The organism is Limnobacter litoralis, from assembly GCF_030160455.1.
GTDB lineage: Bacteria > Pseudomonadota > Gammaproteobacteria > Burkholderiales > Burkholderiaceae_B > Limnobacter > Limnobacter litoralis.
Genome location: NZ_BSOJ01000032.1, coordinates 201,682 through 212,630 on the forward strand (window position 1 = coordinate 201,682; position 10,949 = coordinate 212,630).

General features: G+C 54.4%; 13 protein-coding genes. 1 reads left to right on the forward strand and 12 read right to left on the reverse strand.

Annotated elements, in window-relative coordinates; translation table 11 throughout:
* Positions 1-6 precede the first annotated feature (6 nt).
* Genes fliI through fliF form a run of 4 tightly spaced genes read right to left on the reverse strand, consistent with a single transcriptional unit; the run spans position 7 to position 4,897 of the window.
* Positions 7-1,419 carry a flagellar protein export ATPase FliI gene (fliI, locus tag QQJ87_RS14025; RefSeq protein WP_284282502.1) on the reverse strand — a complete coding sequence of 471 codons (1,413 nt, stop codon included), beginning with the start codon at positions 1,417-1,419 and terminating at the stop codon, positions 7-9.
* 4 nt (positions 1,420-1,423) lie between these two features.
* The gene (locus QQJ87_RS14030) at positions 1,424-2,164 is read right to left on the reverse strand and encodes a FliH/SctL family protein (RefSeq protein ID WP_284282505.1); all 741 of its coding nucleotides are present in this window, start codon (positions 2,162-2,164) and stop codon (positions 1,424-1,426) included.
* Positions 2,151-3,152: a flagellar motor switch protein FliG gene (gene fliG / locus QQJ87_RS14035; RefSeq protein WP_284282506.1), complete on the reverse strand. Its 1,002-nt coding sequence runs from the start codon at positions 3,150-3,152 to the stop codon at positions 2,151-2,153. Before fliG ends, QQJ87_RS14030 begins: the two co-directional genes overlap by 14 nt.
* Before the next feature lie 29 nt (positions 3,153-3,181).
* Positions 3,182-4,897: a flagellar basal-body MS-ring/collar protein FliF gene (gene fliF / locus QQJ87_RS14040; RefSeq protein WP_284282509.1), complete on the reverse strand. Its 1,716-nt coding sequence runs from the start codon at positions 4,895-4,897 to the stop codon at positions 3,182-3,184.
* Between the two features lie 214 nt (positions 4,898-5,111).
* Between fliF and fliE the strand changes: the two genes are divergently transcribed.
* A complete protein-coding gene (gene fliE, locus QQJ87_RS14045; protein WP_284282511.1) occupies positions 5,112-5,432 on the forward strand; it encodes a flagellar hook-basal body complex protein FliE in 321 nt (106 codons plus the stop codon).
* Here the strand turns inward: fliE and QQJ87_RS14050 are convergent.
* The 8 genes from QQJ87_RS14050 to QQJ87_RS14085 form a co-directional block, all read right to left on the reverse strand.
* Positions 5,429-6,187, reverse strand: a complete 759-nt coding sequence (locus QQJ87_RS14050; protein WP_284282513.1) for a flagellar brake protein — start codon at positions 6,185-6,187, stop codon at positions 5,429-5,431. The two genes, fliE and QQJ87_RS14050, sit on opposite strands and share 4 nt — an antisense overlap.
* A complete protein-coding gene (locus QQJ87_RS14055) occupies positions 6,184-6,504 on the reverse strand; it encodes an EscU/YscU/HrcU family type III secretion system export apparatus switch protein (RefSeq protein ID WP_284282514.1) in 321 nt (106 codons plus the stop codon). The genes QQJ87_RS14050 and QQJ87_RS14055 overlap by 4 nt, the downstream gene beginning before the upstream one ends.
* Complete coding sequence (gene fliK / locus QQJ87_RS14060; protein ID WP_284282515.1) at positions 6,501-7,706, reverse strand: flagellar hook-length control protein FliK; 1,206 nt, start codon at positions 7,704-7,706, stop codon at positions 6,501-6,503. Before fliK ends, QQJ87_RS14055 begins: the two co-directional genes overlap by 4 nt.
* A 30-nt stretch (positions 7,707-7,736) precedes the next feature.
* Positions 7,737-8,084 carry a flagellar protein FliT gene (locus QQJ87_RS14065; protein WP_284282516.1) on the reverse strand — a complete coding sequence of 116 codons (348 nt, stop codon included), beginning with the start codon at positions 8,082-8,084 and terminating at the stop codon, positions 7,737-7,739.
* 14 nt (positions 8,085-8,098) lie between these two features.
* Positions 8,099-8,494, reverse strand: coding sequence for a flagellar export chaperone FliS (gene fliS / locus QQJ87_RS14070; RefSeq protein ID WP_284282518.1), 396 nt, complete (start codon positions 8,492-8,494; stop codon positions 8,099-8,101).
* Between the two features lie 126 nt (positions 8,495-8,620).
* Positions 8,621-10,273, reverse strand: coding sequence for a flagellar filament capping protein FliD (gene fliD, locus QQJ87_RS14075; RefSeq protein ID WP_284282519.1), 1,653 nt, complete (start codon positions 10,271-10,273; stop codon positions 8,621-8,623).
* A 34-nt stretch (positions 10,274-10,307) separates the two neighbouring features.
* Positions 10,308-10,646: a flagellar protein FlaG gene (locus QQJ87_RS14080; RefSeq protein ID WP_284282520.1), complete on the reverse strand. Its 339-nt coding sequence runs from the start codon at positions 10,644-10,646 to the stop codon at positions 10,308-10,310.
* Between the two features lie 170 nt (positions 10,647-10,816).
* Positions 10,817-10,949, reverse strand: a 133-nt coding sequence (locus QQJ87_RS14085; protein ID WP_284282524.1) for a flagellin, incomplete at its 5' end; no start/stop codon positions are given.

Here is a 10,949-nt window from a genome sequence, read left to right on the forward strand (position 1 = left end):
CTCAAGTTAATGCTTGGTGCTGCCGTTAAAGTCATCGGGGAAAAGTGCTTTCAGGCCATCTATGGCCTCTTCAAAATGCGCACTCTCTAACATTGACTGCTGAAGCAGCTTTTCAATCTGTGGATAAAGGGCCAAAGCATGGTCCAATTGTGGGTCTGCCCCCGCCGCGTAAGCGCCCACGGTGATCAAGTCGCGATTTCGCTGCACCTTTGAGAAGCTGGCTTTCAGATGCCGGGCAGCATTCAGGTGTTGCGCCGATACAATGTTGTGCATGGCCCTTGAGATGGATTGCTCGATGTCAATGGCCGGGTAATGGCCTGATTCTGCGAGTGAACGCGACAGCACAATGTGACCGTCCAGAATGGCGCGCGCCGCGTCAGCAATCGGGTCCTGTTGATCGTCACCTTCAGTCAACACCGTGTAAAACGCCGTGATGGAGCCACCGCCTGGGCGACCATTGCCGGCGCGTTCAACCAGTGCGGGCAGTTTTGCAAACACGCTGGGCGGGTAACCCTTGGTGGCGGGTGGTTCTCCAATCGCCAGTGCGATTTCACGCTGGGCCATGGCGTAGCGGGTCAGTGAGTCCATGATCATCAGCACATTGTGGCCCTGGTCGCGGAAATGTTCAGCCACCACTTGGGTGTAGGCCGCACCCTGCATGCGAAGCAGGGGGCTGACGTCGGCGGGTGCTGCAATCACGACGCTGCGTTTGAGTCCTTCTTCGCCGAGGATCTGTTCAATGAATTCTTTCACTTCGCGACCGCGTTCACCGATAAGGCCCACCACCACACGGTCGGCTTTGGTGTAACGGGCCATCATGCCCAGCAGGACTGATTTACCCACGCCTGAACCCGCCATCAGACCGATCCGCTGACCACGCCCAACAGTAAGCAGGGCATTGATGGCTTTGACGCCGACATCCAGTGGTTCGTGAATGGGTTCGCGTTCCAGCGGATTGATGGGGCGTGCAGCCAGTGGGCAGCGCTTCTCGAATTTCAATTCACCCAGGTTGTCCAGCGGTTTGCCATTGCTGTCCACCACCCGGCCCAGCAGGCTGTCGCCCACGGGCAAGTGTTTGGTTTTGTCCTCTGGCCTGCGCCAGGGGTGGGCTTTTTGTCCCAGTTTGGGGGCTTGGGCTGGCGGTTCTTGCGGAATGACGCGCGCGCCTGGGGTCATGCCATGCACGTCGGTGGATGGCATCAAAAACAGCCGTTCACCACTGAATCCAACCACCTCGGCTTCCAGATCAGGGGTGCCTTTTTGCACCACTGTGCACACGCTGCCCACAGGCAGCTTCAGGCCCACCGCTTCCATCACCAGGCCGGCCACGCGAACCAGTTTGCCCGTTTGGGCCACCGGCTGGGCAAACTTGACGAGCGCCTGGCAATCATCCAGCCAATTCAGCAGATCGGTGCTCATGGGTTTAAACCTCGTCTGGGGAAAGGGGTTCGTGTTTGCCAAGCTGTTCGATGACGCGCAGCCAACGGGTTTGCATGCTGGCGTCTATTTCACCTTCTGGGTGGTGAAGAATGAACCCACCATTGAGTTGGCGCGGGTCTTCCATCAGCTTGATCTTGCCCAGTTCGCGAGTGTCGCCAATCTGGGCCTCAAGAACTTTCAAGGTCTCTGGGTGTGCGCTCAGTGACACTTCCTCCGCATTCAGTCGCATGGAGTGAATCATGTCTTCCAGCAAACGTGCGGCGTAATCGGGCTGCAGGGCCACGGTGTCGCCAACCACCTTTTTACTGACTTCAATTGCCAAGTCCAGCACCTTGTCGGCCAGGCTGGTCTTAAAGGCGTCAAACTGCTGTGTCAGAGATTCAGCCATGGCGACCAGTGCCTGCCTCTCTTGATGCGCCGCCTCCCAACCTGCCTCATAGCCCCGTTGCAGGCCTTTTTCTTCAGCCTCTCGCAGTGTTTTTTGTTCAAGCGCTTCAATGTTGGCTTCACGCTCGTCCAACTCACGCTTGCGATCGAGCAAAACCTGTTGCTCGGGGGTCAGCACCACTGGCTTGCGGTTTGGGTGATCGCCAAAATGGCCTGACAATTCCTGCAACAGGCGATCCACTTTGTTGTTGAACTCGGAACCGACCGGGTTGATTGACCAACTGGGCAAATCAGCCGCTGCCATGCCCCGAATGATCTTGGAATTAGACGAAGGCATCGTCGCCTCCGCTGCTCAACTGCACCTGACCCTCGTCGGCCAACCTGCGAACGGTCTTGAGAATTTCTTTCTGTGCTGCTTCAACCTCTGAAAGTCGAACAGGACCACGGGATTCCAGATCGTCGCGCAGTGCTTCTGAAGCGCGGGTGGCCATGTTTTTGAATACTTTCTCGCGAATGGATTCGTCTGCACCCTTGAGCGCGATTACCAGTTGATCGCTCTGCACCTCGCGCAGAATGGTCTGAATGCCGCGATCGTCGACGTCCAGCAGGTTGTCGAAGGTGAACATTTCGTCCTGGATACGCTGGCACAGGTCGTTGTCGTAATCACGAATGTTGTCGAGTACGTTTTTCTCGGAACTGGTGCCGACATAGTTCAGAATTTCTGCCGCTGCGCGCACGCCACCGAGGGTGGTTTTCTTCAGCTTTTCACCGGCAGTCAAAACTTTGGCCAATACGTCATTCAGCTCGATCAATGCATTGGGCTGAATGCCGTCGATGGTGGCTATTCGCAAAATGACGTCTGAACGCAGCCGCTCGACAAACAGGTTCAAAATGGCTGCAGCAAAATCGCGCTCCAAATGAACCAGGATGGTGGCAATAATCTGGGGGTGTTCGTTTTTGATGAGTTCAGCCACGGTGCCCGGGTCCATCCACTTCAGGCCTTCGATGCCAGAGGTGTCGCTGCCTTGCAAAATTCTGTCCAGCAAGAAGCCGGCTTTGTCGTCACCCAAGGCCTTGGTCAGTACGTTGCGGATGTAGGAATCGCTGTCCAGGCCAACCGTGCTTTGGGTTTCTGCTTCCAGTACCAGCTCTTCCGCGATCTTTTCGATGCGCTGGATGGGCACGTCTTTGGTTTTGGCCATCTGGGTGCCCAGTTTCTGAACTTCCTTGGGGCCCAGGTACTTGAAAACTTCAGCCGCCTCTTCTTCGCCCAGGCTAAGCATCAGGATTGCGCCTTTGGCGATGCCTTCTTCAGTGTCTGCCATGTCGTGTGCTTCCTTTGTCTCGTTTCGCCTTAGGCGCCTTGCTGGGCGTCACCATTGACCCAGTTTCTGACGATGTTGGCCACAATTTGTGGATGTTCTTTGGCCAGCCTGCGCAGGCGCTCCAGTTTTTCCTGTCGGTTCATACCGGGCACTGACCCTTCACGCTGAAGCTGCTCCAGCAGTTCCACGTCGTTGTTGGTGTCAGCCTGGTTGGTCAAGAGTGGGCGTGTCTGGCCGGGCAACAGTTCTGGGCCTTCGTTGAATGGCTCGACGGTCACGGGCTTGAACAGTGGCTTGAAGATGCCGAACACCAGAATGGCAGCCACCAGTGCAATGCCCAGCGGCATGCCCATGGTCTTCATCAAGTCCAGAGTTTCTGGTTGCTTCCACATCGGCATTTCAGGGGCAGCCACCGTGGTGAATTCCTGGTTGACCACGTTCACAGCGTCGCCGCGTTTGACATCAAAGCCGATGGCCTGTTTGACCAGTTCGTCGACCTGCTTGATCTCATCTGGTGTCAACGGCACATTGCGGGTGTCGCCCTTTTTGTCCTTGATGGTTTTGTAATTGACCACCACGGCAGCGGAAAGGCGTTTGATCTTGCCAACCTGGTCCTTCACAACCTGTGTGGTCTTGTCCACTTCATAATTGATCGTGGAGTCCTTTTGCATGCTGCCTGTTTTTTCGGTGCTGTTGGCACCGCCATTCTGGTTGTTCAGGTTGGCTTGCGGATTGGCCCCAATCGGTGCACTGGTGTTGCCGGGTGGCTGGTTGGACATCACGCCAGGTACGCCAGAGGGGTTGGTGCTTGTACCGTCACGCGTTTCACTGGTCTGCTGGCTGCGAATGGTGGCCTGCGTGGGGTCTGTGTTGGGTTTGTAAATTTCATCCGTGCGCTGAGACGCGGCATAATCCATGTCTGCGGTCACGGTGGCCCGAACGTTGTCTCGGCCAAACATGGGACTCAACAATTGCACGATGCGGTTGCTGAGGTTGCTTTCTACCTGACCTGTGTAAGCAAGTTGGGTCGGGTTCAGGCCATCCACGCTTTGACCTTGCTCGGTGAGCAGGCGGCCGGTTTGATCAACGATGCTGACCTGTTCAGGGCTCATGCCGGGTACGCTGGACGAGACCAAATGCACGATGCCCTGAATCTGGGCTTCGTTCAATTGGCGGCCGCCGTACACATTCAGCACGACGGACGCGCTGGGTTGTTGCCTTTCACGAATGAAAATGGACGGTTTGGGAATTGCCAGGTGCACGCGAGCGGCCTGAACAGCCGAGATGGATTCGATGGAGCGGATCAATTCGCCTTCCAGCGCGCGCTGGTAGTTCACCTGTTCCTGAAATTGGGTAGTGCCCAGTTTTTGATTGTCCAGTGCCTCAAAGCCGGTCACGCTGCCTTTGGGCAGACCCTTGCTGGCCAATTCCAGACGGGTTTCATACACCTTGTCAGACGGTACAAGAATGGCCGTGCCTGTGCTGTTGAACTGAAACGGAATTTTCATCTGGTTCAGGGTTTCAACAATCGCGCCGCCATCCTGGTCGTTCAGCCCGCTGAACAACACACGGTAGCTGGCTTGATTGGCCCACATGAACAGCGAGGTCAGTACGGCGATGAGGAAGGGGACCCCGACCATGATGCCGATCTTGTTCTTCTGGGGAAGTCGCTTGAAACGTGCAGCCAGGTTGCCGAAGGGGTTGCCTGCGCCTGTCGCATTCATCGTGCCTATTGTTTCAGCCATGTTGTCCGTCGCGTCTGTAAAAAGGTTTCTTGACGTTCACATTGTGCGGGCAGGGTGGGCAAGGCAATTTGATAAAAAGGAGGGTTAACGGCACTCATTTAAAAAACTTGAGGGTTTTGAAAAAACAAATACAGGGGTTTTTGCCCCCTGTTTCCGGGAATGAAACGCCAGGCTTGCTGTAAAAAGAGAGGGTACAGAAGTGTGGAGAACCGCGATGATCGATAAAACCGCAATGATTGCCAACGTGATGGCCACCCAACCTACAGGGAATGTGGGCGGTGCGGGTGCTGTCAACAAAGGTCAGGGGCCTGAGGGGTCGTTTACTGACGTGATCGGCAAGATGCTCGAAAACTCGAGCAAGGCGTCAGCCACGGCCGACGATTTTGCCCAACGCCTTCAAATGAATGACCCCAAGGTCAGTTTGGAGCAGACCGTTCTGGCCATGAATTCGGCCAGTCTGCAATTCACAGCGGTGGTGCAAACCCGCAACAAGGTGCTGCAGGCCTACAACGACATCATGAACATGCCTGTTTAATCAATCGAACTGGACGCTGCCCTTTGGCGGCGTTCGGTGGCCAGTAAGAAGCGCTGCAGACGTGCTTCGTCGTGATGATCTTTCAAGTGGATTTCGCAACCGTAGAAGTGCGAGTCTTCGGAGTCTGCGCTGGGTTTGATGTTTTTGACCACGATGTCCAGCAGCATGGTGTGGTCATTTTCCGGCAGTGACATTCTGACGTTTTCAAACACGTGGCCTGCCTTGTGGGCAAGCTGGTGGCCCCACACATTCAAACCACAACCCGCCAGACTGAAATCCAACAGTTCAAACCGTTGCTCAAGGGTGTCAATTTCAAGCTGCACCTGGGCGCGAAAAACCGCATCTGCATAGATGCGGAAATAATTGCGCCGCTGTATCCGGGTCATGCTGGGCGGAACGTTGATGCGCAAGCACGACACGCCCTCAAATTCTGCATTTTCCATCCCTTTGCCTTCAAATTGAACCTTGACCCCTTCCGGGAAAGCAACAATCCAATAGGGTGTCTGGCTGGTGCACTGATTCAAAAAGCGCTTTTCATAGGGCGTGCCCAGATAAATTTTGCCTTCGTCGAAACGCACATCCAGTATTTCTGTCACGAAGTAATCCGACACGCCTTTCAGAAACACGTAAAGCTCATTTTCCTCGCTGAGCATGGCTTTGCAAAGGCGTTGCACCACGGTCGGTGAGTGCACCGCAAATTCAGCCAGGGTGGCTTGATCCAGTTCGGGTTTGAGATTGTTTGAAGAATCCATCATTTTTTTGATTTTACGGTTGAATTGTTGACAGGTGCAGCGCCGGAAGTCTGCCTGTTTTCGACAGAATATACCCAGGCCAGCAATTCTGCGATGACCTGGTAAAGGCCGGGCGGGATCTGTTGATCCAGGTCGACACCCATCAGCAGAGAAACGAGTTCTCGACTTTCATGCACAAAAACGCCAGAGGCTTTTGCTCGTTCAATAATCTGGTCAGCAATGAGGCCTTTGCCCTTGGCAACCACCTTTGGCGCACCTGAATTCTCAAGGTAGGCCAAGGCCACTGCCTGCTGAGGGGACAGTTGTTCAGGGTTGCTCATGTGGATGCCTCATTGCTTCGGCTCATGATTTGACCATGTTCAAGTGTCAGGCCCTTGAGATTCAAGGCGTCCTGAAATTCACGCCAATGCGCATCAAGCGCCTGTTTGCTGGCAGGGTCCGCCTTCATGCTGACGTCACATCGAGACCCTAGCATGCGCACTCGAACCTCCAGTTCACCCAAATGGGCCATGTCCAGTTTCAGTCGCGCGACCCAAGGCCGAACGCCTTCTGCCTGCGCTGGATCATCCCGCTCGGGCGGGCTGTCGTCAGGCTGAATTTCAACCTGCACCGGGCGTTCCAGCAAGCCGTTTAAGGCCAGTGCGATGCGGTTTTGATCCAGTGTCGCCAGTTGGGTGGTGACCATCCTCACGGATTGGTTCAGTGCGTTGGGATCAATGTTTTTTTCAGAAATGACCTGCTGCGCGTCAAATTTGGCTTGGGGTTCCAGGGCCAGTTGCTCTTTGGTGCGCTGGCCGTTGGCCCATTCTTTCAGATGCGATTCGTAAAAAAGGCCGCTGTTTTCAATGGCCGAACTAACCTGCTTGGCCAGTGGGCCGCTGATGTCGCGAGTGAGTGTTCCCAGGTCGGCTTTGGACACAGCGGTGTTCGACTGGGCTGCGCTGTTGGCAGGGTCACGCGTTTGCCCATCCCTCAGATTGCGGGCGGTTTCTACCAGTTGTTCGACGCTGCGCAGCGTGTTGGCTGGCAATGGCGTGGTGCGGTCCGTCACTCGATCCAGAAATCCGATCAGGCGAGCGGAACTGGACAATTTGTCGACAAAGCTGGGTGAGTCGGCGTCGGGGTTGTCTTCCGGGCTTTCACCAACCAGCAAATTGCGGATGTCGGTCGTCTTTCGGGTTGAACCGGTCTCGCGCGTGTTTCCACTTTCTTTTTTTTCGTTCAGCGCGAAATTGACTGTGATCAATTCGCCAGCCGTCAGCATTTTGCCTGGGGGCAATTTGACCGGAATGTTGTTTCCAGCGTATTCCAGCACCGCTTCGCCGTCTGCCCCCCCTTTAACCACCTGGGCCAACACGGTTTGACCCGCAAGCTGCTGCGCCTGGGGCAGTGGCATTTGACGAGACAACACCGCCACGATGGGCGCGACTTCACCTTTGCTGGCGCTGACCCGGTCGCCCGGGTTGGATTGTAGAACGGAATTCAGTGAGGGCGGGTTGTTTTTGACTGGCGTTAATGACATGTCAGTAACCCGCCTCGAATGACAGCTGGCTTAGTTTACGCCGTAGGAGTTGCTCAACTTTTGCGTGTTGCTGGACGCGCGCAAGAACTCCTCAAGTTGGCGAAGACGGGGCTCTGTGATGTTGCGAATTTCCGCATCGTCAGCCAGAATTTTTTTCAGGTAGGCAATGTGTTCGATGCGCTCCTGTTCGTTCAGATCCGATTCCTTGACCTGTTTCAGAGTTTGTAAATCATGAATCAGGCGGGATACAACTTCCTCGGCAGCGCACAGCTCATCCCAACTTCCACGTTGGGCCGCGTTCAGCATGACTTCGCTTTGATTGGCGATCTTTGCATACAGCCCCATGATGTCCCGATTGTCCTTGATTTTCGAAGTCATTTAGCTTGTCCGGTTTAGGTTGCGTTTCCGATTTCACTCCAGGCACTGCGCAAATCTTCGAGCAGTGCAATGCAGTGGTCCATCTTCTGAACGTCGTTGTGCAGGTTTGAGAGGACAAGTTCTTTGCACATGTAGTCGTACAGCGACAAAAGCTGCTCGGCAAGCTGTCCGCCAGATTTGACGTCCACGGCCGCCGCCAGCCCATCACTGATGATTTTCATGGCTTTGGAAATGGAAATGCCTTTTTGCTCAAGGTCATTCATTTCCAGATAGATTTTCGCCTTGCGGATGGCCTGAATGGCACCGTCGTACAGCATGATGATCAAACCGTGCGGTGATGCGCTGTTGACTTCCGTTTCTAGCCCGACCTGGGCGTATGCTTTGGCGCCGTACATCATGGGTGCATTCACTCTCGTAATTCCTGTATTTGCCACCACTTCAGTTTATGCAAATACAGGTTTTTCTAAGCCAGCAAAAACAGGTTTTTTCTGGCACTGTTCAACCCTTGAGTTCAGGGTTGAAGGCGAATCGACCCTTTATTTGGTGTTGGCTGCCAGGGCTGAAAGCTGTTGAGTCAAGTAGGAGCTGGTCGCCTGCATGCTGGCCAACAGTGTGTCGAGCGAGTTGAATTGTTTACGGTAGTTGGCCTCAATGATGGTCAAACGATCACTCAGTTTGCTGGCGTCGTTGTTCAAGCTCTTGATCTTGGCATTCAGGCCATCTGTTCTGGACACCAAGGCACCGCCTGGGTTATTCAGAGATGTAATCCAATCGGACAAAGTGCTGGCCAAGCCCTTGTTGTAGGTGACCGTGCCAAGGCTTCCAGATGCACCGCTGGCAATGGTGACCGACAAGCCTTCGCTGGCGTCACCCGTGGCACCTGTCAGCACATTGCCGATGGCGTTTGCATTTACGCCATTAATGGTACCGACCACCGTGTTGGTGCCATTGTACGCGGTAGACACGTTGATTGCATACGTGCCGGTTCGGGTCAGGCTGGTGCCGCCGTTGAACCTCACGCGTGAATCGCTGCTGGAGCCTGTGTCTGCAAACACCTTTTCGACGATGCGGGGGTCTGTGGCAAGGGCAGAGTTCAATTTTGTGCTGTCTAGCGACATCACGCCGGTTTTGTCGAAATTGATGCCGATGTCTGCCAGGGTCAAACCATAGGTAGAGCCCGAGTTACGCAGTGTGTTCCTGAGGGTCAGTTCAAGCTGGCTGGGCGTGGTGTCGTTGACCAGCGTTGCGCCTTTTTGCTGCTGGTCAGTCAGGTTGCCCTGTATCTGATTGTAAGCAGCGATGAACTTGTTCAAGGTGCCTTGAAGCGCCGTGGAATCCAGACCGACATTGAGGGTCACCGGCGTTGTTGTGGTCGACAACAGGTTCAACGTCAATCCGCTGACCGCATCAGTTACATTGTTGGTCGGCTTTGTAATTGCGATGTTGTTCAAAGTGAACTGTGCGTCTTGCGCGCTGGCCAGTGAGGTCTGGTTTTTGCCTGAACCCGCCGCGGCGGTGGGGTCGTAGCTCAACATGGACAAACCTGACATGTCCGTGTTGGTGCCGTCATTGTCGACCACACCCACCTTGAATCCATTCACAGCGCCCGTGGTGTTGCTGGTCAAGACCAACCTGTTGCCAGTGCCGTCATTGATAATGCTGGCTGTTACGCCCGCGTTGGCATTGTTGATGGCGTCTTTGACGCCAGACAGGGTTTGGTTGCTGCTGTTGATCGTAATGCTGACCGGTGTAGCCGATGAGTTGGCCGTGAATGTATTGCCAGTGGCGTTGTAGCTGCCCAATGTGATGGTCAGCGTGCCTGTGCCGATGGCTGTGTCGGTTGTGGACACTGCGTTTGCAGCAATACTCTGCTTTTGCGCCAGTTGTTGCACTGTTAGTGAATATGAACCTTTGGCACTGGCTGATGTGGCACTGCCCGTGACCACGGATGAATTGCTGGAAGTGGCAGTCAGCGGGTAGATATTGCTCAGGTTTTTCAGCGTGTTGGTCGCAGTTTGCAGGCCATCAAATGAACTTTTGATGATGCCGTAAATGGAAAGCTTGGTTTGAGTTGTTTGGGTGTTGGTTTTGATGGTGTTCAGCGGAATCCTTTCCGCCGCCATCAATTTGCTGATGATGCCTTCAACGTCAAGACCAGAACCAATACCGGCCGATGTAATGGATGTCATAACCAATACTCCTCAATCTTCAAAAATAAGCCAATCAAGCTTTCTGGGACATCAACACGCCCTGCATTTTTTCAAGCTCTTTGGCCAGCTTGAGCATTTCAACAGAAGGGATCTGCTTGATCACCTGCTGCGTGTCCTGATCGATCACCTGCACCACTGTTTGGCCGTTGTCAGGGTCCACCTGAAATTTCAGGCTGGACTGACTGACCTCCAGCGCCTTGTTGGCCTTCCGGACAATGTCAGAGAGCTCCTTGGGGCTCAGCTTGGTGTCTTTGGTCACCGGTTCAGGCTTTACCACTTTTTGAGCGGGCTGCACCGGTGTTGCTGTGGATGCCGGGCTGGCCGCCAGATTCGCGATGTTTGAAATGCTCATTTTCGCCACCTTGCCATTTTATTTGCCTGTTTACAGGCCTCATGTCTTGATTAACGGCTGATTTGTATCGTTTCTTTAGCCTTCAATCCATGGTTGCACGTTAAGTCAAAAAGGCCTGCAGGTTTGTTACAACCCGCAGACCTTTTTTTACTGCTGTACTACGGGTCTGCTTAACGCAGCAGAGACAGCACACCGTTGGGCAGCTGGTTGGCCTGGGCCAACATGGCTGTACCAGCTTGTTGCAGAATCTGGCTGCGTGTCAGGTTGGCGGTTTCCTTGGCGAAGTCCGCGTCCATGATCCGG

Coding starts and splice junctions, on each gene's coding strand:
- QQJ87_RS14050 (WP_284282513.1), bottom strand. CDS start 6,187: ATGATGGATTCTTCAAACAATCTCAAACCCGAACTGGATCAAGCCACC.
- fliK (WP_284282515.1), bottom strand. CDS start 7,706: ATGTCATTAACGCCAGTCAAAAACAACCCGCCCTCACTGAATTCCGTT.
- QQJ87_RS14080 (WP_284282520.1), bottom strand. CDS start 10,646: ATGAGCATTTCAAACATCGCGAATCTGGCGGCCAGCCCGGCATCCACA.
- QQJ87_RS14030 (WP_284282505.1), bottom strand. CDS start 2,164: ATGCCTTCGTCTAATTCCAAGATCATTCGGGGCATGGCAGCGGCTGAT.
- fliE (WP_284282511.1), top strand. CDS start 5,112: ATGATCGATAAAACCGCAATGATTGCCAACGTGATGGCCACCCAACCT.
- QQJ87_RS14065 (WP_284282516.1), bottom strand. CDS start 8,084: ATGACTTCGAAAATCAAGGACAATCGGGACATCATGGGGCTGTATGCA.
- fliG (WP_284282506.1), bottom strand. CDS start 3,152: ATGGCAGACACTGAAGAAGGCATCGCCAAAGGCGCAATCCTGATGCTT.
- fliF (WP_284282509.1), bottom strand. CDS start 4,897: ATGGCTGAAACAATAGGCACGATGAATGCGACAGGCGCAGGCAACCCC.
- QQJ87_RS14055 (WP_284282514.1), bottom strand. CDS start 6,504: ATGAGCAACCCTGAACAACTGTCCCCTCAGCAGGCAGTGGCCTTGGCC.
- fliI (WP_284282502.1), bottom strand. CDS start 1,419: ATGAGCACCGATCTGCTGAATTGGCTGGATGATTGCCAGGCGCTCGTC.
- fliD (WP_284282519.1), bottom strand. CDS start 10,273: ATGACATCCATTACATCGGCCGGTATTGGTTCTGGTCTTGACGTTGAA.